This window comes from Bordetella genomosp. 4, assembly GCF_002261185.1.
Taxonomy (GTDB): Bacteria; Pseudomonadota; Gammaproteobacteria; order Burkholderiales; family Burkholderiaceae_B; genus Bordetella_A.
Genome location: NZ_NEVQ01000008.1, coordinates 243,208 through 267,389 on the forward strand (window position 1 = coordinate 243,208; position 24,182 = coordinate 267,389).

General features: G+C 59.1%; 21 protein-coding genes and 2 tRNA genes. 9 read left to right on the plus strand and 14 right to left on the minus strand.

From position 1 onward, the window contains the following. Positions 1 to 5: 5 nt before the first annotated feature. Positions 6 to 1,202 (minus strand): CaiB/BaiF CoA transferase family protein, encoded by a 1,197-nt coding sequence (locus CAL20_RS06350; RefSeq protein WP_094837446.1) that lies wholly within the window; start codon positions 1,200 to 1,202, stop codon positions 6 to 8. A 180-nt stretch (positions 1,203 to 1,382) separates the two neighbouring features. Between CAL20_RS06350 and prpR the strand changes: the two genes are divergently transcribed. Continuing rightward, positions 1,383 to 3,308 (plus strand): propionate catabolism operon regulatory protein PrpR, encoded by a 1,926-nt coding sequence (gene prpR / locus CAL20_RS06355; RefSeq protein WP_094822446.1) that lies wholly within the window; start codon positions 1,383 to 1,385, stop codon positions 3,306 to 3,308. 41 nt (positions 3,309 to 3,349) lie between these two features. Here the strand turns inward: prpR and CAL20_RS06360 are convergent, their stop codons facing one another. The 3 genes from CAL20_RS06360 to CAL20_RS06370 form a co-directional block, all read right to left on the minus strand. Continuing rightward, positions 3,350 to 4,612, minus strand: a complete 1,263-nt coding sequence (locus CAL20_RS06360; RefSeq protein ID WP_094822445.1) for an MFS transporter — start codon at positions 4,610 to 4,612, stop codon at positions 3,350 to 3,352. A gap of 147 nt (positions 4,613 to 4,759) precedes the next feature. Continuing rightward, positions 4,760 to 5,404: a flavin reductase family protein gene (locus CAL20_RS06365; protein ID WP_094822444.1), complete on the minus strand. Its 645-nt coding sequence runs from the start codon at positions 5,402 to 5,404 to the stop codon at positions 4,760 to 4,762. 87 nt (positions 5,405 to 5,491) lie between these two features. Further along, on the minus strand, positions 5,492 to 6,712 hold the full coding sequence (locus tag CAL20_RS06370; protein ID WP_256981362.1) for a phospholipase A: 1,221 nt from the start codon (positions 6,710 to 6,712) through the stop codon (positions 5,492 to 5,494). Between the two features lie 307 nt (positions 6,713 to 7,019). Here CAL20_RS06370 and CAL20_RS06375 point away from each other — a divergent pair. Both CAL20_RS06375 and CAL20_RS06380 read left to right on the plus strand, forming a co-directional pair. Further along, positions 7,020 to 7,096: transfer RNA gene (locus CAL20_RS06375), tRNA-Arg, on the plus strand. A 187-nt stretch (positions 7,097 to 7,283) separates the two neighbouring features. Next, positions 7,284 to 8,270: an alpha/beta fold hydrolase gene (locus CAL20_RS06380; protein WP_094822442.1), complete on the plus strand. Its 987-nt coding sequence runs from the start codon at positions 7,284 to 7,286 to the stop codon at positions 8,268 to 8,270. A 73-nt stretch (positions 8,271 to 8,343) separates the two neighbouring features. Here CAL20_RS06380 and pntB read toward each other — a convergent pair whose 3' ends face one another. The 4 genes from pntB to CAL20_RS06400 all read right to left on the minus strand — a co-directional run bounded on the left by pntB (position 8,344) and on the right by CAL20_RS06400 (position 14,222). Next, the gene (pntB, locus tag CAL20_RS06385; RefSeq protein ID WP_094837448.1) at positions 8,344 to 9,756 is read right to left on the minus strand and encodes a Re/Si-specific NAD(P)(+) transhydrogenase subunit beta; all 1,413 of its coding nucleotides are present in this window, start codon (positions 9,754 to 9,756) and stop codon (positions 8,344 to 8,346) included. A gap of 28 nt (positions 9,757 to 9,784) precedes the next feature. After that, positions 9,785 to 11,395 carry a Re/Si-specific NAD(P)(+) transhydrogenase subunit alpha gene (locus tag CAL20_RS06390; protein ID WP_094837449.1) on the minus strand — a complete coding sequence of 537 codons (1,611 nt, stop codon included), beginning with the start codon at positions 11,393 to 11,395 and terminating at the stop codon, positions 9,785 to 9,787. Positions 11,396 to 11,608: 213 nt separating this feature from the next. Continuing rightward, positions 11,609 to 13,099 (minus strand): M81 family metallopeptidase, encoded by a 1,491-nt coding sequence (locus tag CAL20_RS06395; RefSeq protein WP_094837450.1) that lies wholly within the window; start codon positions 13,097 to 13,099, stop codon positions 11,609 to 11,611. A 58-nt stretch (positions 13,100 to 13,157) separates the two neighbouring features. Further along, positions 13,158 to 14,222 carry a tripartite tricarboxylate transporter substrate binding protein gene (locus tag CAL20_RS06400; RefSeq protein ID WP_094837451.1) on the minus strand — a complete coding sequence of 355 codons (1,065 nt, stop codon included), beginning with the start codon at positions 14,220 to 14,222 and terminating at the stop codon, positions 13,158 to 13,160. 136 nt (positions 14,223 to 14,358) lie between these two features. On the opposite strand from CAL20_RS06400, the gene CAL20_RS06405 reads away from it, so the two are divergent. Then, the gene (locus tag CAL20_RS06405) at positions 14,359 to 15,312 is read left to right on the plus strand and encodes a LysR family transcriptional regulator (protein WP_094837452.1); all 954 of its coding nucleotides are present in this window, start codon (positions 14,359 to 14,361) and stop codon (positions 15,310 to 15,312) included. 298 nt (positions 15,313 to 15,610) lie between these two features. On the opposite strand, the gene CAL20_RS06410 is transcribed toward CAL20_RS06405, so the two are convergent. Next, positions 15,611 to 17,068, minus strand: a complete 1,458-nt coding sequence (locus tag CAL20_RS06410; protein ID WP_094837453.1) for a phospholipase D-like domain-containing protein — start codon at positions 17,066 to 17,068, stop codon at positions 15,611 to 15,613. A 220-nt stretch (positions 17,069 to 17,288) separates the two neighbouring features. Further along, a tRNA-His gene (locus tag CAL20_RS06415) sits at positions 17,289 to 17,364 on the minus strand. A gap of 224 nt (positions 17,365 to 17,588) precedes the next feature. Between CAL20_RS06415 and CAL20_RS06420 the strand changes: the two genes are divergently transcribed. Further along, positions 17,589 to 17,861, plus strand: coding sequence for a hypothetical protein (locus CAL20_RS06420; RefSeq protein ID WP_094822510.1), 273 nt, complete (start codon positions 17,589 to 17,591; stop codon positions 17,859 to 17,861). Between the two features lie 14 nt (positions 17,862 to 17,875). On the opposite strand, the gene CAL20_RS06425 is transcribed toward CAL20_RS06420, so the two are convergent. From CAL20_RS06425 to ypfJ, 3 genes are all read right to left on the minus strand, one after another. After that, positions 17,876 to 18,640, minus strand: coding sequence for a DUF1828 domain-containing protein (locus CAL20_RS06425; protein WP_094822437.1), 765 nt, complete (start codon positions 18,638 to 18,640; stop codon positions 17,876 to 17,878). A 2-nt stretch (positions 18,641 to 18,642) separates the two neighbouring features. Next, complete coding sequence (locus CAL20_RS06430) at positions 18,643 to 19,179, minus strand: hypothetical protein (protein ID WP_094822436.1); 537 nt, start codon at positions 19,177 to 19,179, stop codon at positions 18,643 to 18,645. A 207-nt stretch (positions 19,180 to 19,386) separates the two neighbouring features. Then, positions 19,387 to 20,244, minus strand: coding sequence for a KPN_02809 family neutral zinc metallopeptidase (ypfJ, locus tag CAL20_RS06435; protein WP_176456551.1), 858 nt, complete (start codon positions 20,242 to 20,244; stop codon positions 19,387 to 19,389). Positions 20,245 to 20,287: 43 nt separating this feature from the next. On the opposite strand from ypfJ, the gene CAL20_RS06440 reads away from it, so the two are divergent. The 4 genes from CAL20_RS06440 (at position 20,288) to bamC (ending at position 23,716) form a co-directional block, all read left to right on the plus strand. Continuing rightward, positions 20,288 to 20,914, plus strand: coding sequence for an L-threonylcarbamoyladenylate synthase (locus CAL20_RS06440; protein WP_094822435.1), 627 nt, complete (start codon positions 20,288 to 20,290; stop codon positions 20,912 to 20,914). A 25-nt stretch (positions 20,915 to 20,939) separates the two neighbouring features. Beyond that, positions 20,940 to 21,587, plus strand: coding sequence for a site-2 protease family protein (locus CAL20_RS06445; protein ID WP_094822434.1), 648 nt, complete (start codon positions 20,940 to 20,942; stop codon positions 21,585 to 21,587). An 84-nt stretch (positions 21,588 to 21,671) separates the two neighbouring features. Beyond that, positions 21,672 to 22,574 carry a 4-hydroxy-tetrahydrodipicolinate synthase gene (gene dapA, locus CAL20_RS06450; RefSeq protein WP_094822433.1) on the plus strand — a complete coding sequence of 301 codons (903 nt, stop codon included), beginning with the start codon at positions 21,672 to 21,674 and terminating at the stop codon, positions 22,572 to 22,574. Positions 22,575 to 22,585: 11 nt separating this feature from the next. Further along, complete coding sequence (bamC, locus tag CAL20_RS06455) at positions 22,586 to 23,716, plus strand: outer membrane protein assembly factor BamC (protein ID WP_094822432.1); 1,131 nt, start codon at positions 22,586 to 22,588, stop codon at positions 23,714 to 23,716. A 160-nt stretch (positions 23,717 to 23,876) separates the two neighbouring features. Here the strand turns inward: bamC and CAL20_RS06460 are convergent, their stop codons facing one another. Then, the gene (locus tag CAL20_RS06460) at positions 23,877 to 24,092 is read right to left on the minus strand and encodes a hypothetical protein (RefSeq protein ID WP_094822431.1); all 216 of its coding nucleotides are present in this window, start codon (positions 24,090 to 24,092) and stop codon (positions 23,877 to 23,879) included. Positions 24,093 to 24,182: the final 90 nt, after the last annotated feature.

A 24,182-nucleotide genomic window follows, 5' to 3' on the forward strand; every position in this document is an offset into this window, starting at 1 on the left:
CCTGATCAGGCAATGGCGCCGTTATCGCGCAGTACGGCGAGGCGCGCGCGGTCATAGCCGGGTAGCGTACCCAACACTGCGTCCGTGTGTTCTCCTAGATCTGGCGGGCTGCCATACTGAAGCTCGTTAGCTGCCGAAAGTTTGATGGGATTGCCGGGCATGGATAGCATCTCTCCGGATTTCAGCGGCACCTCGACAACCATATCTCGTGCCCGCACCTGCGCGTCGTTCAATGCCTGCTGGAAATTGTTCACCGGGCCGCATGGGATACGTGCTGCCGACAGTTTTTCCAACCAATACGTAGTCGGGTGTTTACGCAGTTCGTCGCTGACGATAGCGTCGATCTGCGTTTTCGCAGCAAAACGCCCCGGCTGCGAATCGTATTCTGGTTTGCGCAACGCAGGCAGATCGATGCATTCCAGAAACCGTTTCCAAAAGGCATCGCCGATGCATGCAACGATGATGTAGCCGTCCGCAGTGGGATAGCTGTTATAGGGCACATGCACAAAATGGCTATTGCCTATGCCCTCGGGCACGATGCCCGACATGAGATGCATGGTCGCCATATAGTTCAACAGCGAGATCTGAGCGTCGAGCATGGACACATCGACATGTTGGCCACGACCGGTGCGTTCGCGTTCGGCTAACGCTGCCAGTACGCCCAGGGCACCGAACACGCCTCCGCCCAGATCTCCGATCGGAATACCGCTGCGCGTGGGCCCTTGTTCAGGCGTGCCGGTGATGGACATGCCGCCGCCCATGGCTTGTACGACTTGATCAAAAGCCGGGCGCTGCGTGTCGGGTCCCGTGCTGCCAAAGCCTGTCACCGAGCAGGTAATGATGCGCGGATTGATCGCGGATAGCGCGGGGTAATCGATGCCCAGCCGTTGCGTCACGCCCACGCTGAAATTGTCGAACACCACATCCGCGCTACGTACCAGATCTTTGAATACCGCCAGGCCCGTTTCGCTTTTCAAGTCGATGCATACACTTTGTTTGTTGCGGTTCAGCGTGAGGAAATACGCGCCCATGCCGTCACGCGAGTAATCGGGATCATGTTCTAACAGGCGGCGGGTGCCTTCACCGCTGCCGGGAGGTTCGACCTTGATGGTGCGCGCGCCTAGATCGGCGAGCAGCATCGTGCCGTAGGGCCCCGAGAGCATATGAGTCAAATCCAGCACGGTAATGTGTTCGAGCGCCAAAGCAAGTCTCCAATCCATAGGCGTTGCGTGAGAACTATGCGTTACGCAAAGCTCGTGCCAGTTTTGTGTTTTCTATAAGCTATTGATTTTTAAAATAATTATTTTTATCAGCCCAAGAGTTTTGTTTTGTGAGACATAATTGAAACATCACAATGTCTCATTGAAACGCAATCGATCGCCATGAGCTACGCAGACCTGACGACACGTGCCGACCTGCCGCGCCTGTGTTTCCTCAGCTACCGGCAAATTCGGGAGTTCGCCATGCCGGTGGTGGCCGAGTACACCGGCCGCGCCCATATCGAAGTGGTCGATGGCACCTTTGGCGGCGCCCTGGACATTGCCCAAGACCGCTTGAACCGCGGATTGGTCGATGCCTTTGTGAGCGCGGGCTCCAACGCCAGCATCCTGCGCGCCGGGCTGCAGGCCCCGGTCGCTACCATTCAACTAGGGGGCTTCGACATCCTGCAGGCGCTGATCAAGGCGCGGCGCATAGCCGACAGAGTCGGCGTCGTGATGTACGGGCGCACCATTCCCGAGTTGGATGCCGTCAAAGACCTGTTGAATATTGAAATTGTCCAGCATGCTTATCAGACGCCTGATGATGCGCGCCAACGTTTCGAACAACTGCGGCGCGACAATTTCCAGGTCATCGTAGGGTCCAGCCTGGTCGTCGAGCTGGCCGAGCAGGCGGGCCTGCATGGGCTCTTGGCATATTCTCTCGCCAGCGTGCGCAAGGGCTTCGAGGACGCTATCGAGTTGGCCCGTGTCGCGCGCCTGGAGGCGGGCCGTTACGAACAGCTCAACGGCGTACTGCACAGCCTGCAGGACGCCGTGGTGGCCGTCGATCGGGACCATCGCATCATTGCCGTCAACCCGCCGATGCAACGCTTGCTGGCAGTCAACGACGAGGACGTGAGGGGGCAGCCGCTGGATCAGTTGCGGCCCGAGCTGAACCTGCGCACGACGTTGGACACTGGTCAGCAAGAGAGCGCAGGCCTGCAGCGCTTTGGCGGCCGTGATTGGATCGTCAACCGCACGGCCATCCGTGAACGTGGCGCGATTGTCGGGGCGGCGCTGACGCTTTATGACGCGGGCCGTATCCACGAGGCAGACACGAGTCTGCGAGTGCAGCAACGCCGCCGGCAAAATACGGCGAAATACCGGTTCGACGAGCTGATCGGCCAGAGCCCTGGCTTTCTGCGCGCGGTACAGGCAGCTCGCCGTTATGCGCAAACCGATCTGACTGTTTTGATCGCAGGCGAGAGCGGCGTCGGCAAAGAACTATTCGCCCAAGCCATACACAACGACAGCCGCCGCGCCGACCGGCCTTTCATCGCCGTGAACTGCGCTTCGTTTCCCGAGTCATTGCTGGAAAGCGAACTCTTCGGATACGAGGAGGGTGCATTCACGGGATCGAGGCGTGGCGGTAAACGCGGTTTGTTCGAGGCGGCCCACACAGGAACCATATTCCTGGACGAGATCGGCGATATGCCTCTGCCCCTGCAAAGCCGCCTATTGCGCGTGCTGCAAGAGCGCGAGATTACCCGGGTGGGTGCGACGGCTGCTATTCCCGTCGATGTACGCATCATTGTCGCCACGCATCAGCCGTTGCGCGACATGATTGAACAGCGGCGTTTCCGGCAAGACTTGTATTACCGCGTCAATACCCTGCGTCTCGAAGTGCCCGCGCTACGCGAGCGCGCTGATGATATCGGGCCTTTGCTGCACACTCTGGTTGTGCGGTGCCTTTCTCGACTGGGTGCCATGCCAGCGCGCGACATCGTTGACCTCGTTGCACCGTGGTTGCCGCAGCTAAGGCAATATCCTTGGCCTGGCAACGTCCGGGAACTGGAAAACATGAGCGAACGTATTGCCGTATTCCTCTCGCAATACGACAGCCCTGACGCCATTGATTACGATGCTTTGCGGCATGATTGCCCAGAGCTGTTTGAGGGTGCGCAAACCTTGGCGCATAACGCGGGCGACGGGTCTCTGCGAACACGTGCTATCCACGCTCTCGAGGCGTGCGGCGGGCGGCGTCAACAAGCCGCACGCCGCCTGGGCATCAGCCGTTCTACCTTGTGGCGCTGGATGAATGAGGATTGACGCTCACGCGTTGAAATCGTGAGGTGTTCTCGATACGCGAATCAGTGCGCCATTTTGGGCGCAGCCATCAGCGTGAATCCCTGTGCAGGTAGACGTATCGAGATCAATGACGCCAGCAGCAGAATGGCACCCGCACTGCCAAAGGCCACCCAATGCGTGCCAAAAGTCTCGTAGCCCCAACCGCCCAGCCACGAACTGATCATTGCGCCCACCTGATGGCCCAGATAGGCGCAGCCATACAGGACCCCGACAATACGCACGCCATAGATATCGGCCAGAATCGCCGACGACATCGCAATGCTGCCAGCCCAGACAATGCCGCCGATGGCTGCCGCCAGATAGAGTTCCCAATGCGTGCCCACCACCATGAGGGCAAAGAAACCCAGGCCGCGTATCAAATAAATCGTCGCCAGAATATGGCGTCGCGGCAAGCTATCCGATATCCGGCCCAGCACCAGCGTGCTGAATATCGCCACCAGTCCGATCAATCCAATTCCCAGCGAGCTCGTCGTGGCGTCAAAACCGTGATCCATCAGCATAGGCATGCCGTGGGTGCCTAGCAGGTTCATGCTGAACCCACAGGCAAAGAGCCCCAGCGTGATCTGCCAGAATGGTTGCGTGCGCGTGGCTTCGCGAAAGCTCAGGCTTTCAGGGATGCTGGTGCGGCGGCTGCTGGATTTACGGGCGATTTGCTCGGGCGTCAGATCCGTGTGTTCGGGCGCCTGATCGCGAATGACGTACAGGGCCAGCGGAACAGTGATGGCCGTGAACACCATTGCAAAGCCCAGCAGAGTGGTTTGCCAATGAGTAGACTCAATAGCGAAAGTCAGCACGGGCGTCATGATCGCGATCCCTGCCATGGACCCGGTAGACAAAAAGAACAGCGCCATCCCGCGCCGCCGGGTAAACCACCGTGTCAATACGGGCGTCAGCGCGACGGGACTCGTAAACCCCAATCCGATCGACAAAAGCACGCCAAAAGATAAAAAGAAACTGACCGCGCTGTGGGCGTAGACAGACCAGATGCTCGAGATGACCACAATCGCTGTGCCCAGCAACAGAACGAAGCGCGTGCCATGCCGGGCAACCAGCATGCCCGCCACCGGCATGGCCAGCCCATAGCACAACATGCCGATGGCGACGATGCCCGACAAAAGGCTACGGCTGAAACCCAGATCGCGGGCGATAGGCAGAAAAAATGGGCCTACGCCCATGCGCATGCCCACCGTCAGCAAGGTCAGCAGGGTGGCTGCTGCGACAATGTTCCACCCAAAATACCAGTTGCCAGTCCGTGTTCCTGCCACCGCCTTCTCCGTATCCTGTTTGCGGGCTACCTCTAGATCGGGCGCCCTGGACGGGAATTGTCGGACATTTTCGGAAAATGCGCTTGGCGGTGTACGGCTATCGAACTTTGCGCGAATGAGCCGCCGGCTGTCCGGCAAGCCCAGGCTTTATTCTTCAGAGGGCGTGAGATCACGCCATTGGGCTTCGGTCATGCGAGGCAGCTCGACCAGTTTGTTCTGGATGCTGTACCAGCCGCCGCCGTGCATTCTGCCCACCAGGTCCAGGCGGGGCGTGTCGATATGGCAGCGTTCTGCGTCCAGCACGGCATCATCACGAATGTGCATGGCGAGAATATCGGCCACAATGATGCGCCGATGGGCAGAGACATCCAGATGCTGCTGCACGCGGCATTCCATGGCGACCGGGCTGGCCGCAATGCGAGGAGGCGCTACCTTGTTCGAGGCGGCGATTTCCAGGCCGGCTGCTTGCAGCTCATCCACGCCAGGCGCGAAATCGATCGCCGTGACGTTCATTTGCGCCATCAATTCCGACGACACCATGTTGATCACGAACCCTGCACCGATGTGCAAATTGGCAGCGGTATCCTTGTGCACGCCGTCTGGCCGCGTGCCTATGCCAACGCACACCACAGGCGGCTCGCCAGACATCGCGCCAAAAAATGAGAACGGGGCAGCGTTATTGCGCCCTTGCTCATCCTGGCTCACGATCCACGCGATCGGACGCGGCACGATCGTCGCCGTCATCAGCTTGTAGGCGTTATTTCCTTTCAGTGCAGAGATATCGAAATACATGGTCTGGCTTTGTATGTGTTGGCGGGGCGTACCGCGTGCGGGGCCGCAAATGGTGCCAGCCTCGTCAGCGATACGGTGTTCACCTCATTATGGCACTAGCGACAGACCGATACGGAACTGCGATTCGTTGCGCTGGTTATAGCCCAGCAAGGTTTCGCCGTAGCCGTTGAAGTACTGCAAATGCAGATAGCCGTTCATGTCCAGCCACGTCCGTTTCAGCGGCCAGGCAAAATCCAGTTGAGTCGTACGGTGACGGCTCGCGCCCTGGCGATACATCGCGGATATCACTGCGCCGTTGTCTTGTGCCCAACGCAGATTCCAGTCCACATATCCGGCATAGTCGGTGTAGTCCGAGTTCTCGTCCTCCACCGCAAAATAGGCCTTGATCCTGGGCGCAAAGGTCAAGGTGCTGCCGCTGTCGAAACGGTAATTGATGGCTGGCTGGACATAGAAATCGTTCAACGAGCGCGAGTCTTCGCCATCCTTGCCGTTGGACATGTGTTCGACACCGGTATTCAGGCCAAGGCGCCAATTCTGGTTGCTGGAGTTCCACATATTGTCGTTCAGCCAGAACACGCTAGGGTTGAACGTGGTGTCGATAAACGGCATGGAATCGCCTTCCAGATCCCACAGCGAGCGTTGCGTATAGCCGATGTAGAAGTTCTCTCCAAAGGTCGGCGCACGGCCGCTGGGCGGATTGAATAGGCGATATTTGGCACTGATCTGAAAGCGCGCCGTCGTCCCGCCACGAGTACCGATATCGAAATAGATCGGTTCATACTCCGACAGCGCGCCACGGAACGCATCGAACGCCGAAGGTCTGTTCTCCATCTGCGCCAGCGCGGCCTGGTCAGGTGCCGGGCCGGCATCGGGTTGCGCGCCAGCCGCAGAGACGGCAGCGGCTGGCAAGGGCTGGCCCGTGCCAGCATCGACCACCGGACTGTTTGCCGGCGTGCTGGCCAGCGTACCCGTTTCCCGGCCTGAGACGTCCAACGCCATCATGGCGGGTTCGCCCTCGATGGACAGCGCCTGCAGGCCTTTGGCTTGTTGCGGCACCACAGTCGTCCACGCCATGCGGGCAAAATTGTTGACCGGGATGTTCATTGCCGCCTGCGGGCTGGCCAATGTTGCCATGCTGCGCACGACATTGCCGTCCGTTCCGCGCCACTGTACGACCAGTTGCGTGGGAGGGCGCCAGTTCGTGGCCGCCGTTCCGTCATTAAAGAGGACGGCTTGAATCTGTACCGTTTCACCCGGCGCCGCCGACGGCCGCTCCAGTTGATAAGTGATCCCGGCTGCCGCAGGCATCGCCGCGGCGAGCAGTGCGGTTAAAACCAGGGGGCGCAACGCGCCAGAAGACGAGGAGACCGTGTCCGAAAGCATAATCAGGCAGAGATAAGACGACGAGGCAATGTAGCATCGTCACGTTCCGGTGCCAGGATGCTACTGCAACGGCATGTAAAATGTAATCATTGTGTCGTACGTCTCCGGGTATCAGGCGCAAATCGCGGGATATTTTTCACGATTCCGATGAGTTTTTACATTCTGTGGGCTCAGATCGGTCGCCGCGAGACGGTACAATTGCCGCGCGTTATCATACGCACGGCCCCGATACCCGCCCTTAGCTCAGTTGGATAGAGCACTCGCCTTCTAAGCGAGCGGTCACACGTTCGAATCGTGTAGGGCGGGCCAGATCATCAAGGCCACACCCCCGGCAGCATTGCTGCGCGCCAGGCAACACCATGCGTCCTTTCGCATGGCTACCGCCTCAATAGCGCCCGCCCTACGATCTCCTCGCAATATCAACGAACGTGATCGGTCGATTGGGCACAGGCTCCTCGTCGATCACATCCCATTGAAAACGACGAGGACCGATCTCATGTCTGACCATACCGCAAGCAAAGACCCTTCATCGCGCCGCAATGTCCTGATTGGCGGTGCCACCGCCGTAGGAACCCTGTTGGCGGCCGGGATGTCCCAGCCGGCCACAGCCAAGGCGGTCACGCCAGCCGCTGCGGCTACGCGCGGTGCTGCCGCATCCAGCTCGACCATTGTGGCCAAGGACGGCACCCAGCTCTACTACAAGGACTGGGGCGAAGGCCAGCCTATCGTTTTCAGCCACGGCTGGCCGCTGAACTCCGATAGCTGGGAATCGCAGATGTTGTTCCTGGCCTCGCAGGGGTATCGAACCGTTGCGCACGATCGGCGCGGCCACGGGCGTTCCAGCCAGCCGTGGAAAGGCAACGACATGAACACCTACGCCGACGATCTCGCCACCGTTATCGAAACCCTGGACCTGAAGAACGTTGTTCTGGTCGGATTCTCCACGGGTGGTGGCGAAGTCGCTCGTTATATTGGCCGTCATGGCACCAAGCGCGTTGCGAAAGCGGTCCTGGTCTCGGCCGTGACGCCATTCATGCTGAAGACGCCCAGCAATCCAAACGGAACACCTATCGAGGCGTTCGACGACCTGCGCGCGGCGCAATTGGCCAATCGCTCGCAACTGTATCGTGATTTCCCGTCGGGACCGTTCTACGGGTTCAATCGCCCCGGTGCCAAGGTATCACAGCCGCTGATCGATCTGTGGTGGATGCAGGGCATGCTCGGCGGACACAAGAACACCTATGACTCGATCAAGGCGTTCTCCGAAACCGATATGAGGGAAGACCTCAAGAAATTCGACGTGCCTACGCTGGTCATTCATGGCGACGATGACCAAGTCGTGCCGATTGAAGCCTCGGGCCGCGCGTCGGTCAAGCTCATCAAGAATGCTAAGTTGATTGAGTATCCTGGTGCGCCTCACGGCCTGACCGATACGCACAAGGAAAAATTCAATGCGGATTTGCTGGCGTTTATTCGTAGTTGATTAGTAGTTTTCCTCCACGCGAACGAGTACGCAGTCGCGTGGAGGACGCCAGCGGATTGTGCCGATTACCGGCTCAACCCTTCAGTGCGACCAAGACTTCATCCAACATTTTCTTGGCATCGCCAAACAACATGCGGTTGTTTTCTTTGTAGAACAGCGGATTGTCCACACCCGCATATCCCGATGCCATTGATCGTTTCATTACGATCGAGGTTTTGGCCTTCCAGACTTCCAGCACCGGCATGCCGGCGATGGGACTGGACGGGTCTTCGGCGGCGCTAGGATTGACGATGTCGTTGGCGCCGATGACGATGGCAACATCCGTATCGGGGAAATCTTCGTTGATTTCATCCATCTCCATCACGATGTCATAGGGCACCTTCGCCTCGGCCAGCAGCACATTCATGTGGCCTGGCATACGGCCTGCCACCGGGTGAATGGCAAAGCGGACGTCCACGCCTTTTTCGCGCAGTGTCTTGGTGATCTCGTACACCGTGTGTTGAGCCTGGGCCACCGCCATACCGTAACCCGGCACGATGATGACGCTTTTGGCGTCACGCAGCATCTCGGATGTCTCGGCGGCGCTGACGGGCACGACTTCACCTTGAGGCTCGGCTGCATCGCTTTTCTTGGCAGGCGTACCGCCGCCCGAGCCAAAGCCACCCGCAATGACGCTGATGAAGTTGCGGTTCATCGCCGTGCACATGATGTACGACAGGATCGCACCCGATGAGCCGACCAGAGCACCCGTCACAATCAACAGGTCATTGCTCAGCATGAATCCGGTAGCGGCGGCTGCCCAGCCCGAATAGCTGTTGAGCATGGAGACGACCACAGGCATGTCCGCGCCGCCGATGGCCATGACCATGTGTATGCCGAACAGCAGGGCAATCACGGTCATCACAATCAACGGCAGCATGCCGGCATTGACGTCGGGCGCTGCCAGGAATTCCCGGCCGAACCAGATCACCACCAGCAGGGCAATCAGATTGAGCCAGTGGCGCGCGGGCAGCAACAGCGGCTTGCCGCCGATGCGCCCTGCCAGTTTGCCGAACGCGATCAGCGAGCCCGAGAACGTGACCGCACCGATCAGAATACCGACGTAGATTTCCACCTCGTGGATGATTTTCTCCGCACCTTCGTATTTCATGGTGGGGTCGATATAGCTGGCGAATCCGACGATGCAGGCCGCCAGACCCACCAGGCTATGCATGAGCGCGACCAGCTCAGGCATCTGGGTCATTTTGACGACCTTGGCTGCATAGAGACCGATGCCGCCGCCCACAACCAACGCAATGACAATCCAGGCAATGCCTGAGGTGCTGACGCTGGGGCCGAACACGGTCGCCAATACGGCCAGCGCCATGCCGATCATGCCGAACAGATTACCGCGACGTGAAGTTTCTGGATTGGACAGGCCACTCAAACTCAAGATAAAGAGAATGGCGGCACCGAGATAGGCCACCGTGGCGAGACTTTGGGACATGATGATGTCTTTCCTTTATTTATTGTTCTTATTTACGGAACATGGCGAGCATGCGACGGGTGACGGCAAAGCCGCCAAACATATTGACCGCTGTGAGCACGAGCGCGGCAAAAGCCAGCCAGTGAATCAGCGCATCGGGTCGATCGTTCACGCCCGCTGTTGGCGGCGCGATCTGCACTAGCGCCCCGATGGCAATGATGCTGGAAATGGCATTGGTCACGCTCATCAGCGGTGTGTGCAGTGCAGGGGTCACATTCCACACCACCATGTATCCGATGAAGCACGCCAGTACGAACACCGTAAAGTGCCCCAGGAATGCTGCCGGCGCATAGGCGCCGATGAACCAGAAGGCCACTGCCGCGACGGCAAAAATGATCGCGAGCGTTTTGGCCGGCAACGGACCGCTGCTGCCATGACCGTGGCCGCCTTTCTTTTCGGCAACAGGCGCTGCCGGTTTGGCAGTTGTGGCAGGAGGCGTTGCGGGCTTTAGCGGTGGAGCGGGCCAGGTAATGGCGCCGTCCTTGATTACCGTCAGGCCTCGGATCGCATCGTCCTCCATATTGATCACGGCATGCCCGTCCTTGGCCTTGCACAGTTCCTCGGCAAGGCGCAGCAAGTTGGTGGCGTACAGCGTGGACGACTGTTTGGCCAGGCGCGAGGCCAGGTCGGTATAGCCGATGATCGTGACGCCATGACGCACGACGGCTTCGCCGGGTACGGTCAGCTCGCAATTGCCGCCTTGCTCTGCGGCCATGTCGACGATGACGCTGCCGGGCTTCATCGATTGCACCATCTCGGCGGTGATGAGCTTGGGCGCCGGTTTGCCGGGGATCAGAGCCGTGGTGATGATGATGTCCGCGTCTTTTGCTTGCTGCGCGTACATCTGTCGCTGCGCGGCCTGAAAGCCTTCGCTCATGACTTTGGCGTAGCCGCCACCGCCGCTGCCTTCTTCTTCGTAGTCGACTTTGACGAACTCGCCGCCCAGGGATTTGACCTGATCGGCGACTTCGGCGCGGGTATCGTTGGCGCGTACGATGGCGCCCAGGCTGGCCGCCGTACCGATGGCCGCCAGGCCTGCCACACCGGCGCCTGCGATGAAGACTTTGGCAGGCGGGACTTTACCTGCTGCGGTGATCTGTCCGTTGAAATAGCGCCCGAATGCGTTGGCTGCCTCAATGACGGCTCGGTAGCCGCTGACCCCGGCCGTGGAGGTGAGCGCATCCATTTTCTGGGCGCGTGACAGCGTGCGCGGCAGGCAGTCAATGGCCAGCACGGTTGCCTTTTTCGCGGCGAGTTGCTGCATCAGATCCGGATTTTGGGCGGGCCAGATGAAGCCGATCAGGGTCCCGCCTTCGCGCATCAGGGCGACTTCTTCGGTGCTGGGAGGGCGTGTTTTGAAGACAATGTCGGATTCTGCCCAGAGCGCCGCGGCGTCCTGGACGATCTCTGCACCTGCGGCCGAATAGGACTCATCGCTGAAATTGGCCGCCTCGCCGGCGCCAGCCTCGACTGCAACCCGAAAACCCAGTTTGACGAGTTTTTCTACCGCTTCGGGTACCGTGGCGACGCGCTTTTCGCCAGGAAATATCTCGCGGGGTACGCCGATTCGCTGCGGCGATGAGATGGTGTCTGACTGCATCAAATGCCTCCCTCTTTATGGATACGGTTTTTTACTGTCCGTATTCATATCATGGATCTGCCGAATACGGGGCTTCGACCTATAGTTTGCAGGGGCATATTGGCCTTCAGGAGGGCGCACAATCAGGCCCCGTTTGGGCCGGCGGAGACGGGCGCTGGTCTATCCCGTTGTGACGAGGGGACTACCCCTGGCATGGCGTCACCGGCCATGGCCTCACGATTGAAATGCTGGGCCCGTCGGACACATTCTCATTCCCTTGCCCAAGCGGGTCCAGGGCAATTGCGCCGGATCGGCGATGAAAGGGCCAGGCGCGCGCGCCACCAGGATCTCTTGCGCAATGTCGCCAAAATCCGCGCGAAAATGCACGGAACTCTTGTTCACCAGTATCTTTTTGGTCTCCGGATGAATGCCGACGGCTCGATACATATTTCTATCGAGCAGTTGGGCTTTTGCCGAGCTCACGGCGATTTGTACGCCATCGATTTCAAGACAGGCCATGAGACCGAGATCGGCGGCCTTGCCGTGCATCATCGGTCCGCCATAGACGAATTTGCCATCGGATAGCGCTACGACTCGAAAACGGCCTTCGAAAGGGGCATCCCCAGGTACTTTCGGGCATCCGCCTAGAGCGATGTCGACGCTCGCTCCAACGCCGGCCTGGTGTGCGGCAGCGGCGGCTGCTGCGTCACATATCAATCCGATGGCGGCATCTCGGACCTTTGCGTTCACCAACGCACGCAGCAACCCCGTGGTATTCGAGTCGCCGCCGACGCCTGGATTGTCCTGCGTATCCGCGATGATGACTGGACGCTGGGCATGCTGGGCCACTTGCACTGCGTGCTGTATCGCAGCGTCCGGCTCCGTGAATTGCACGGCCCATTGGTCCTCCGGCTCAGTCGCGAACTCGTAGAGTTTCGCGACCGCGGCTTCAACTTTTTTTTGATCGCTGCCATAGCCCCATATCACCGGTCCGCATTCGGCAAAGTCAGCGGCAGGAAAGCCGGGGGTGAAGGATAAAGACAGCATGCCATCTCGCTCCAATAGTTCCAGGAAATCATAGATCCCTTGAGCGGGCTGCAGCATCGTGGACATGCTGTTGACAGGGATCAGGAACGGAAGGCGCTTTGCCACCAAGTTGAGGGGCGAGCGGGATTCATGCAGGACCAACATCAACGCTGCTGCCCGGCGTCCCGTTGCGGCCATGTCGACGTGGGGATAGGTACGATAGGCTACCAACGCATCGGCTAAGCTCAGCATGGCCTGAGTGACGTTCGCATGCAGATCGAGCGACACGACGATATTGACATCAGGCCCGGTTATGGTCCGGATGCGGGTGAGCAGCTCGCCTTCGCCATCGTCCAGGTGCTCTGTCACCATTGCGCCATGCAAGTCCAGGTAGATCGCATCATATTGCGCTGTCTCGACGGCTTGCAGAATCTCACCCGCAATACGTTCGTAGGCATCTCGGGTGACATGCGCCGAAGCGCCCGCGCCCGCCCAGATCACGGGCGTCACGGTATGACCGGCCTGGCGTATGGCGTGAATAAAGCCGCTGATGGGCAGATTCACATTCAGTAGATCAAAGATCTGCTCACCTCGCACCATTGCAGGAAAATCTTCGCCACGTACGAAGCTCTCATATGTTGCGGGTGTTGGAGCAAAGGTATTGGTTTCGTGTTGAAAGCCTGCAATAAGAATATTCATTTTTAAGGTGTCCTGAAGAGTCGTCGTAGTCGTGTCTGCCTGCGCTGTCGGCGCAGTGTCATTGCGGAGACAAGGCAATGGATTGGGTCATGTTCTTGAATTTGGCGATTTCGCTGGCATAAAACGACGCAGACGCTTCGAGTGATTGCGACGGCGAGGGCTGCGTGCCGGACAGTGCTAATGCCTGTCCCATTTCAGGGCCATGGATAGCCTGGTTTGCGGCATCCAACAGAATGCGCACACGGTCTTCGGGAATACCGGCTTTGGTCATGACGCCAGTCCAAACGGAGTGGACCATCTCTTGCTTTTGCGGGATGTTGCTTTCGCTGATCGCAGGCACGTCGGGCAACGTAGGCATACGTTGCCGATCAAGCACATTTACCGCTTTGATCTTGCCAGTCTCAATGAGTTGGATCGAGTTTCCTATGTTGGGAAGAATGGTGAAGTCAATTGCACGGCCCACGAGATCCTGCATCATGGGAGTGGCCCCTTTGTAGGGAACTTGTACCAGTTGAGCCCCTGTTGTTTGTGCGATGTATTCAGAGATGATGTGGTACATCGATCCATGGCCCGGACTGCCGAATGTCAGGCCATTGCTCCCGGTGCGTTTACCCGCCGCGATGATTTCCTCCAACGAGTGATAGGGCAGATCTGATCGCGCCATGACCACCAGCGGGTGATTGGAGATAGGTGCCAGCAGCACCATGTCTTCGGGCTTATAGGTGGCGGCAGTGTTGGTGAGCGGCGCCAGAATGGCTTCGTTGGGGGAGCCCAGAATCAGCGTATAGCCATCCGCCGGTTGGTTCAGCAGGCGGCGTGCCGCCAGCGCGCCACCTGCGCCGGGGACGTTCTCCACAATCACTGTTTGGCCCAGCACTTTAGACATGGTCGGTTGCAAGGCACGCGCCAGCACATCGGCGGGCCCGCCTGGAGGAAAAGCGACGAGCATCGTGATGGGTTTGGACGGGAATGGCTGTTCGGCGGCGGTAGCGTGGGTACCTATGGCCGACAGCGCCACCGCACTCGCGGCGAGACAGATCATTTTCTTTCGTAGGCGTGCGATGGTCTCCCCTACCCGGCGCCTTGTCTGCGCGCTGGCATCCAGCATCATGCGTTTCGTCATGCTTTTTCCCCTTACCTTCAATGAGTGCCCTCAGGGCGATTGATGTAGAAGCATTATTTGAGAGAGAAAGTGTTCGAGCAATAGCAATTTATTTCTTATATAGTTGCTATATAGGCAACACTCCAGACATGCGACCATGCGTGAAATCAATCAAAAGCGCTTGCGGTACTTTCATGAGGTTTTCCGACATGGCTCCATTCGCGGCGCCGCCGATGCCTTGAATACGGCGCCCTCGGTGCTCACACGCCAGATCGCTTTACTGGAAAGCGAGTTGGGATTGATGTTGTTTGAACGACAGGCGCGCGGCGTCGCACCCACCGACGCAGCACGCCACCTCCTGGAGTATTGGAAAGGGTGCCAGGCGCATCGCGAGCAGTTGGCAGAGCGGTTGCATGCCGTCGAATCCATGGCGCAAGGCGAGGTCCGTATCGTGGCCAGCGAAGGCTTTATCGATGGACTGTTGGATCAGGTCATCGTGCCGTTTTGTGCTGCGTATCCGGGGTTGTCGATTTCGATTGACGCGTTACCCGTTACGGAATTGGTTAACCGGGTGATGGACGATACGGCCCACATTGGCGTGGCCTATCACCCGCCGTCGGAGCCGGAGGTCAAGGTGGTGGCGAGCGCTCCCGCACCGGCAAAGCTGTTGGTGCGGGCAGGACATCCATTGACCGCCGTTGCCAGGCCATTGACGGTGGCCGACATGATGGACTATCCGTTGGCGCTCATGCCGCCTGGGTATGGCGTCGGTCGCCTGGTAGAGTTATTGGAGTACGCAGGGCATTTCAAGCTACGCCCTGCGCTGAGCTGCAATTCAGTCGCTGGCATCAAACGTTTTGTGCAGTCTACCGACGGCGTCACGTTGGTCGGCGCAGGCCTGGCCGCGGCGCCGGAGATTTCTGCCGGGAGATTGGTCGCGCTGGATCTGGCGCATCCATTGTGCGCGTCGGCCCAAGTTCAGTTATTGGTGCGCCAAGGGCGACCCTTGCCGAGGGCCGCGGCTCGTTTGCTAGAGGAAATCCGCCAGCAATTTTCGGTTTTCAAGAGACGCGGAGTATCTGGCGCCAGTTCACGGTCCCCGACGGTTTAATGCCTAGTCCTGTGGTGAACGGGGACGATAAGGCCGGCTATTGAAAATCAGTGTGCACTGCACTGGCTTGACGGCCTCTACGCTGAATCCACCCGCGAGCAAAAGGAGTACAGCTAATAATCGCTTCATGGTCAAGCGGGGCGAACGGCCTGCGGAAAGGTTCGCCGGATATGATGGTCTCATTGCATTTACTCCCGAAAAGGTACGAGTTCCTTATACCGGGCGAGGAGAGACGTTGTGTGTCGTACTGTGTGTTTCGCAGGGGCGCATACAAGCGCTTTAAAAAAAGCTGCGCATATTACAAATACGGCGAAGCCAGCCAGATAATCTTGTTGCGCAGCCGCTTGATAAACGGTTGTCGATAGAGATCCTCTAGCGTGACTTGTCGTGCATCAGCGATATAGGCATCCACGCGATCACCAATCCACTGCGCCAGCTTGTGATCGTAGACTTCCGTGTCGAGTTCGAAATTCAGCCGCAGGCTGCGCGGGTCCATATTCGACGAACCGATATACGACCAGGCGCCGTCGACCGTCATCAGCTTGGAATGATCGAACGAGCCCGCTGAGCGCCATACGCGGCATCCCGTGCGGATGATCTGGTCCAGCTGCGCCGTCATCGCATAGTTGACCAAGCGCAAGTTGTTGCGCCCGGGAATCACGACATCGACAGTGATGCCGCGCCGAGCGGCGGTGGCCAGCGCCAGGATCAGCGGTTGATCAGGCAGGAAATAAGGCGATTGAATGCGGATGTGATGCTGAGCGACGGCAAGGGCGCCCAAAAGCATATTGCGCGTGCTGACGACAGCGCGATCAGGCCCCGAGGGAACGCATCGCAGCGGTACCGTGCCTGCTGGCGTTGAGGGCGGGGCCGGAAACCAGGGCTCGCCTTCGAGCATCTCGTGGGTGGTGAAATTCCAGTCGTGCGCGAACACAGACATGAGCTGCGTGACGACGGGACCCTCTAGTTGGAAGTGGACGTCTTTGTTGGTCTGATCGCCGGATAAGGCAGTGACAAATGCCGCGCGCACATTCATGCCGCCGGTAAAGCCCAGGTTGCCGTCGACGACCAGAATCTTGCGGTGGCTGCGCAGATTGGCATACGGCATGCGCAGCACGCCCAGCGGGTTGGTCATGAACAACGCGGCGCGCACACCCGCGCGGTGCAGCATGCGCACGATAGGCGGACGGGAATATTTGCTGCCGATCGCATCGATCAGGACCCGGACCTGTACGCCGCGCTCGTGCGCCTCGATCAGCGCCTGCGCCATTTCCCGGCCGATTGGGTCGCTGTCAAAGATATAGCTCTGCATGGCGATGCAATGACGCGCCTGGCGGATGGCTTGCATCATGGCAGGGTAGGCTTGGTCGCCTCCTGATAGCGGCGTGATGGAATTATTGCCTACGACCGGGAAATGGCTGATCTTGTCGCCCAGTGTCCGGAGTGACGCAAATTGCATGGCCGAGTAGGGCACTACATCGTCGATGGGTTCCTGCTCGTAGCTCGCGTAAGACAGGGGGGTTTCATCGCGTTGCTGTGAAACGCGCGTGTGACGGATGCGGTTTACCCCGGCGACGAAATAAAACAGAGCGCCAAACAGAGGGGAAAACAGGGCCACCCCGACCCAACCAATTGCTGCACGGACGTCCTGTTTGGTCATGGCAGCATGGACGGCCGCGCCCGTGCCGGCCACTACGCTGATGCCGAATACCAAATGGGGCCAGTATTCATGTAAAAGGTCGTCGAAGCGATCCATATGCAGCTCTGAATGACTCTCGCAGGGTGTCATGCCTATACATGGCAGGTGCGTCAGGATACCAAGTTGTAGCCGTTAGCTCGCATTTCGTCGTGGGGGAGCAACAAGCGGGCTTCGACGCCGCGTTTGCAAATGAGCCTTTTCGTTTTTGTTGGCAGCTCGAACATGAAAAAAGCCCTCGTTCCAACTGGAAATCAAGGGCTTGAATCTGCAAGTGCGGTGGGGTGGCTGATGGGACTCGAACCCACGACAACCGGAATCACAATCCGGGACTCTACCAACTGAGCTACAGCCACCGCTGTACTGCAAAGAGGCCGAATTCTAGCATAGAAAAAATCGGCAACGCAAATGCGCGTGGTTCATACATCGAGCGGTCGATTAAGCAGCCAGACCGTACCGTACATAGCACTGTGGGTGAGCCGCGCTTGACTCAGACGCAGACGATTCTTCAGTCCGTTACAAAACTTATCAGGCTTGTCATGATATGCGAGGTATGCTGCCCTTTAGAGAGGGCCTACGAGTGCATCCAAATAATTTTGTTTACAAAGGATATCGGTTGACGGCTAAAGTCACCCGGGGTGTCCAAGACAGCAAGGCAAACGCGTCGGGGTCGCCCGTCTTTACTGCTTCGGTATTCGTGGTTCAGGCCGATTCCGTGCAAGAAGAGGGCGACGAGTATGAAGTCCCCAGCTTCGCCGAAGGGAATTTTGTATTCAGTCCGCGCGAAGCGGTACACCAGGCGATCAGCCATGGGTGCGCGATTGTTGACGCCCTGACAGGGGTCACGGGATAGGCGCGCCTATCCCTTTAATTAGCGAAGATCTCCGACCAGCTGCGAGCTTTACCCAGCGGTCTGACGATCGCGGACTGTTCCAGAATCGATACCGCCTTGTTGAACTCCTCGGCGGCTGCGCCATCCTCCAGGATGACCAGGCGGCTGTTATCCGCGTCGGCCATTTTGACGTCCGACATTTTGCCGTGCGTCTGGTAGACCTGCGTCCAGTCGATTTTCTTGCCTGCTTTGAGTGCGATGGGCTCGATGAAGGTCAATGACGCGCCGGCGGTGCTGCGCACGGCATAGGCGAATTCGGCGGTGTGGCCGCTGCTGGCGCGTGCTTTTGCGCTTTGGACCAACCGGTCGGCGCCCACGGCCTCGGCCAGGGTGCGGCCGACTTCGGCTCGAAAACGCAAGCGGCTGAATTTGGGCATCCATTGGCTGCACTGAAAGGTCAGGGCAGTCGTCAATTTGATCGCATCCCACAGGGCGTCCTGCAGTTGCGATTGGGGGCCGGCGGCCGTGATGGCGCCGCTATGGTCGAAATGCGCCAGACTGAGACCCGGAGTCTGATTCAATTGGTCCAGCCGTTTGGGCGTGAGCTCGACGCCATAGGTGGCGGCATGCATGGCAGCCTCGCCTGCATCGGTCAAAAAGAACGAATTGTCGTCAGGGTGAGCGATGTAGAACGTGGCGTGCTGGCCGTCCAGGCCCATGGCAACGGGCGTGATGGCGCGTACGGCGCGTTCTCCGGCGGGCACGACCGTCCAGCCGGCCGGGGGCAGAAATGCGGTCATATTCAGATGAGCAGTTCAATCTGACGGCCTTTGAGCGGATGGGCAAAGCCGCCCGCCAGCGTCAGATTGGCGCGTTGCAGAAAATAAGGAATCAGGGTGGCGATGTCGTTCAGCGCAGGGACGACGGGCTCGGCATAGCCTTCGCCCTCGTGATGCCAGAGATGCTGGTGGGTACGCTGGTCGAGCACGTTTCTGTAGAGCGGCAGGTCTGTGCCAGCCAGATTCGTGTGGTACGCATCGTTGGTGTCAATGCCCAGCACGCGATGCGGTCCGATGAACAGGCTGGCCGAACAGGCTTCTGCCAGGGTGATGATGGCTTGTCCGTGCACGGCAGTGCGTGCCGGACGATAGAGCGTACGAAAAATGATGTCGTCGCGCGTTTCTCCGCGCAGGCGGCAGGACGAGACGAATTCTACCCATTGGGCTTGTCCGGGCGCTGGGCGAGGCGTCCAGGTCACCGCTTTGGCGGTTTCCTTGGGCTCTGCCAGGATTTCGCGGACTTCTGCCGGGGTAATGAGAGGGGCTTGCGTAGTGGCCATGCGCCGTTTGGGGCTGTTGTCGTTCAGCGGGTGCAGTGGGACACCCGAAAGGGCCGTAATATTACAAGATCGTGGCGTTGTCGGCAGGCCGCAACCGTTTAGTTGGCTCTAAATCGGTACGGCCTACCATTCGGAGAGCCGGCATGGTAGGCCGTCTGGACGGCTAGCCCGTCGCCCCGATGTGCCTGGGTAATCAACGAGTGGCGATCACAGGGTCTTGCTGGAAAACGTGTCGCATTGGCGCAGGTCGCCGCTGTCCAGACCGCGTTTGAACCACTGCACACGTTGCGCGGAGGTACCGTGCGTAAAGGCATCGGGGACGACGTAGCCCTGGCTTTTCTTTTGCAGTGTGTCGTCGCCGATGGCGGTCGCGGCGTTCAGGCCTTCTTCGATGTCGCCGCTTTCGAGGATGTTGCGAGCCTGGTCGGCCCGGCGTGCCCACAACCCGGCGAAGCAGTCCGCCTGTAATTCCATGCGGATCGACAGGGCGTTGGCCTGGCCAGGGTTACGCTGGCGTAGCTGATCCACCTGATCGGAAATGCCGAGCAGGTGTTGTACATGGTGACCAACCTCGTGAGCAATGACGTAGGCCTGGGCAAAATCCCCCGGCGCGTTCAGCTGTCGGTCCATTTCATCAAAGAAACTCAGGTCGATATAGACCTTGCTGTCCGCAGGGCAATAAAACGGCCCCATGGCGGATTGCCCGGTGCCGCAGGCGGTCGGGGTCGCGCCGCGGAACAGGACCATCTTGGGCGGGACATATTGCCGATTGAGGTTTTCCTGGAAAATCGTGCTCCAGACGTCTTCGGTCTCGCCCAAGACTTTGGAAACGAAACGCGTCTGCGGATCGTTGGCTGGCGGTTGGGTCGAGGTTTGCTGTTGTTGTACCGGAGCGGTGCCATCGGCCATTTGCAGCACGACCGAGGGGTCCACGCCGAAATAGATCGCCACCAAAGCCAGTACGATGGTGCCTATGCCGATCGACCCACGGCGTCCGCCGAACCGCGGGCCGCTTGAGCGTCGATCTTCGATATTTTGACTTTCCCGCGAGTCATCCATGCGCATCTTGTTTCTCCTGAGCAAGCGCTAAGGATGCTAGGATAAACCCATGGCTCTCTTTTTCTCCATTCATCCTGACAATCCGCAACCGCGATTGCTCAAACAGGCCGCTCAATGGCTCAGCGACGGCGGTTTGGTGGCGGTGCCGACCGACTCCAGTTATGCGGTGGTGGCCCATCTCGACGACAAAGCGGCCGCCGATGCGTTGCGGCGGTTGCGTGGATTGGACGAACGTCACCATTTGACACTCTTGTGTCGCGATCTGGCCGAGATCGGCCATTTTGCACGGGTCGACAATCGCCAATACCGCTTGCTGAAAGCCGCGACGCCGGGGCCCTGGACCTTTATTCTCGAGGCGACCCGCGAGGTACCGCGCCGGGTATCTCACCCATCTCGCAAGACGATCGGGATCCGTGTGCCGCAGCACGCGGTGACCTTGGCGCTGCTCGAGCAGGTGGGGGCGCCGTTGCTGTCTACGACGTTGATCCCCAAGGATGAAGACGAGGCGCTTAACGACGCCGAGGATATCCGCGATCGCTATGCCCACGAGCTGGCTGCTGTCATTGATGCCGGCGCTTGCCCGCAATCTCCCACTACCGTTATTGATCTGACCGGCGACGAGCCGGCAGTGCTGCGGCGTGGTCGGGGTGATCCCGCCACGTTGGGTTTGGTCTGATATAAAAAGATAACTCCGGCGCCTCATGTCCGACATTATTCAAGCCATCGCGATCTACGCGATCCCCGTTATTTTCGCGATCACTCTGCACGAAGCGGCCCACGGTTATGTGGCTCGTATGTTCGGGGACCCCACTGCCGAGCAGGCGGGGCGCATCACGCTCAACCCTGTGCGCCACATCGATCCCGTCGGCACCATACTGGTTCCTGTGGCGATCTTGCTGATGTCCAAATTGATGGGTGGGCCGGGCATGCTGTTCGGTTGGGCCAAACCCGTCCCGGTTGACTTCGGGCGCCTGCGCCGGCCCAAGCAGGACATGCTGTGGGTGGCCTTGGCGGGGCCTGCCGCCAATCTGGTCATGGCCATTCTGTGGGTCATCTCGATGCGCCTGTTCCTGGCTGCCGGCATCGAAGAGGGCTACTGGTATCAGGTGGGTATGGCGGGTATTAACGTCAATTTGGTCCTAATGGCGCTCAATTTGCTGCCTATTCTGCCTCTGGACGGTGGTCGTGTCCTATTCAGCCTGCTGCCTAACCGCCTGGCTTGGCAATATTCCCGGATCGAACCCTATGGCTTGGTGATCGTGCTGGTATTGCTGGCGACCGATGTGTTGTGGACCTTGATGCGGCCCTTTATGGAATTGGGCTCAACCATCGTGACGTGGTTCTTGTAATTGCCAATATTCCGGTAAACTCGACGGTTCGACTGACCTGTTTCTCGCCCGGTGCATGTTGCGCCGGGTTCGGAGCCCATTTTCATGGCATCCCCCGATTCCGCAACGATTACTTTTCAGGGCAGCATGGTGGCGTTGGTGACGCCCATGCAGCCTGATGGCAGCCTGGATTACCCGGCTTATCGATCTCTGATCGATTGGCATGTCGCCGAAGGCACCGACGCCCTGGTGGTGGTCGGGACCACGGGCGAGTCTCCCACGGTGTCCATGGACGAGCATGCCGAGCTCATCCGTGTGGCGGTAGAGCACGCGGCGGGGCGTATTCCGGTGATCGCTGGGGTCGGCGCCAACTCGACCGACGAGGCAATCCATCTGACGCGTCACGCCCAGCGCGTGGGCGCCCAGGCGGGCCTGTCCGTGGTGCCTTACTACAATAAACCTTCTCAGGAAGGCCTCTATCAGCATTTTCGCGCGGTCGCCGAGGCGGTGGATTTACCGACGGTCTTGTACAACGTGCCGGGCCGTACGGTCGCTGACATGAGCAACGACACCGTGCTGCGTCTGGCGCAAATCCCGGGCATCATCGGTATCAAGGACGCGACCGGCGACATCGGCCGCGGGGCGTTGTTGTTGCGCGAAGCCCCCGCAGATTTTCAAGTGTTCAGCGGCGATGATCCTACCGCTGCCGCACTCATTCTGTTGGGCGCCCGAGGCAATATTTCAGTGACAGCCAATGTCGCACCACGACTCATGCGTGAGCTTTGTGCTGCGGCCCTGGCCGGTGACGTTCCAAAAGTGCGTGAACTAAACTCACGCCTGGCCCGTCTTAACAAGGCCTTGTTTGTCGAGGCTAATCCCATTCCTGTGAAATGGGCGCTTGCCCAGATGGGCCGTACGTCGTTGGGTTACCGGTTACCGCTGGTCGAACTCGGCGCGCAGCATCACGATACGGTCCGTCGCACGCTCCAGGAAACGGGTCTGCTCTAATTTAAGTGAGGATGCGTATGAACCAACGTCATGCCGCTGCGTCGGCATTGATGGCTCTGGCATTGCTGGCGGGTTGCAGCGATGTGAATGAATTTCTCGGCGGCGAAGAGTCGATCGATTACAAAAGCACAAAACGTGGCGAACCGCTGAGCATCCCTCCGGATCTGACTCAGGCATCGAACGATCCACGTTATCGTGCTCCTGCCTCGGGCAGCACCACGTTCTCGCAATATCAAGAGCAGGGCCAGCAAGTCGCCTCTTCGTCAGCACAGACTAGCAATGTGCTGCCCGAGCGCAGCGACATGCGCGTCGAGCGTGATGGCGATTTGCGTTGGCTGGTGGTCGATTTGCCTCCCGAGCAAGTCTTTCCCAAAGTGGTCGATTTCTGGACAGACACCGGCTTTACGATTGCGAACAACAATCCAAAGGCCGGTTTGATCGACACGAACTGGGCCGAAAACCGTGCCAAGATCCCCGAGAGCTGGCTGCGTCAGGCGTTGGGTTCCATCCTGGATTCGGTGTGGGATAGCGGCGAGCGCGAGAAATTCCGTACGCGTGTCGAGCGCGTCAACGGGCGTACCGAGATCTATATCTCGCACCAGCAGATGTTCGAAAAACGCGTGGGCTCTGATGACTCCCAAGTGCAATGGGAGCACGGTAAAGAAGATCCCGGTCTGAACGCCGCCATGCTGGCGCGCCTGATGGTGTATCTGGGTACTGACGTCGACAGCGCTCGCAAGCTGGTGGCTCAGGCCGAGGCTTCGCCGCAGTCGCCGAAGGTCCAGCAGGACGTGCGCGCCGATGGCGCCATGTTGGTGGTTGACGAGTCCTTTGACCGCGCATGGCGTCGTGTTGGCGTGGCGCTGGATTCGGGCGGTTTTGCGGTGGATGATCGTGATCGTTCCGCTGGCGAGTATTTCGTGCGCTATGTGGATACGGATACGGGCGCTCAGCAAAGCGAGCCGGGTTTCTTCAGCCGGATGTTCTCTGGTGACAAACCGTCCCAAGCGGCGCAGTACCGCATCCATCTGACCGAAGTCGGTGGCCAGACCCAGGTGACGGTGCTCAACGCCAGCGGCCAGCGTGACAATAGTGCAACCGCACAGCGTCTGTTGGGCGTGCTGAAGGACAAAATGGTCTGATGTTCGAGCAGGGCCGTCGCCGATGGCCCGTCTCTGTGCAATAAAAACGCCCCTGTGGGGCGTTTTTATTTTTGGGCGACCCGCCCCTCCAATAAAAAAGGGGCTACGGCAATCGCCGTAGCCCCTTTTCATGTCTGGCGAGTTTCACCAGAAAACGGAATTAGCCACCCGACGATCCCGGCGTGGTCGAGGTGCCCGGGGTCGTGGTGCTCGAGCTGTCCGGAGCGGGCGTAGGCGCCGTGGGAGCGGGGGTCGTAGGTGCCGGTGCCGTGGTCGACGGTGCCGAGCCGGCGGGGCTCGAGGTGTCTTCCTTCTTGTCGCAAGCGGTCAGCGCTACGGCCAATACCGAAGCAAGAATCAAGGTTTTGCTGATCATGTTGAGACTCCTGTGAAATGACGATCATGCGGCCCCAAGTCGGGGAAATCAGAATCCCATTAGGGGAAACCAGTAGTCAGGCTACAGGAA

Bases quoted from the DNA above. Each gene is read 5' to 3' on its own strand.
- prpR (WP_094822446.1), top strand. From the start codon at position 1,383: ATGAGCTACGCAGACCTGACGACACGTGCCGACCTGCCGCGCCTGTGT.
- CAL20_RS06365 (WP_094822444.1), bottom strand. From the start codon at position 5,404: ATGTATTTCGATATCTCTGCACTGAAAGGAAATAACGCCTACAAGCTG.
- CAL20_RS06370 (WP_256981362.1), bottom strand. From the start codon at position 6,712: ATGCCTGCGGCAGCCGGGATCACTTATCAACTGGAGCGGCCGTCGGCG.
- CAL20_RS06380 (WP_094822442.1), top strand. From the start codon at position 7,284: ATGTCTGACCATACCGCAAGCAAAGACCCTTCATCGCGCCGCAATGTC.
- pntB (WP_094837448.1), bottom strand. From the start codon at position 9,756: ATGTCCCAAAGTCTCGCCACGGTGGCCTATCTCGGTGCCGCCATTCTC.
- CAL20_RS06390 (WP_094837449.1), bottom strand. From the start codon at position 11,395: ATGCAGTCAGACACCATCTCATCGCCGCAGCGAATCGGCGTACCCCGC.
- CAL20_RS06395 (WP_094837450.1), bottom strand. From the start codon at position 13,099: ATGAATATTCTTATTGCAGGCTTTCAACACGAAACCAATACCTTTGCT.
- CAL20_RS06400 (WP_094837451.1), bottom strand. From the start codon at position 14,222: ATGACGAAACGCATGATGCTGGATGCCAGCGCGCAGACAAGGCGCCGG.
- CAL20_RS06405 (WP_094837452.1), top strand. From the start codon at position 14,359: ATGCGTGAAATCAATCAAAAGCGCTTGCGGTACTTTCATGAGGTTTTC.
- CAL20_RS06410 (WP_094837453.1), bottom strand. From the start codon at position 17,068: ATGGATCGCTTCGACGACCTTTTACATGAATACTGGCCCCATTTGGTA.
- CAL20_RS06425 (WP_094822437.1), bottom strand. From the start codon at position 18,640: ATGACCGCATTTCTGCCCCCGGCCGGCTGGACGGTCGTGCCCGCCGGA.
- CAL20_RS06430 (WP_094822436.1), bottom strand. From the start codon at position 19,179: ATGGCCACTACGCAAGCCCCTCTCATTACCCCGGCAGAAGTCCGCGAA.
- ypfJ (WP_176456551.1), bottom strand. From the start codon at position 20,244: ATGCGCATGGATGACTCGCGGGAAAGTCAAAATATCGAAGATCGACGC.
- CAL20_RS06440 (WP_094822435.1), top strand. From the start codon at position 20,288: ATGGCTCTCTTTTTCTCCATTCATCCTGACAATCCGCAACCGCGATTG.
- CAL20_RS06445 (WP_094822434.1), top strand. From the start codon at position 20,940: ATGTCCGACATTATTCAAGCCATCGCGATCTACGCGATCCCCGTTATT.
- dapA (WP_094822433.1), top strand. From the start codon at position 21,672: ATGGCATCCCCCGATTCCGCAACGATTACTTTTCAGGGCAGCATGGTG.
- bamC (WP_094822432.1), top strand. From the start codon at position 22,586: ATGCGTATGAACCAACGTCATGCCGCTGCGTCGGCATTGATGGCTCTG.
- CAL20_RS06460 (WP_094822431.1), bottom strand. From the start codon at position 24,092: ATGATCAGCAAAACCTTGATTCTTGCTTCGGTATTGGCCGTAGCGCTG.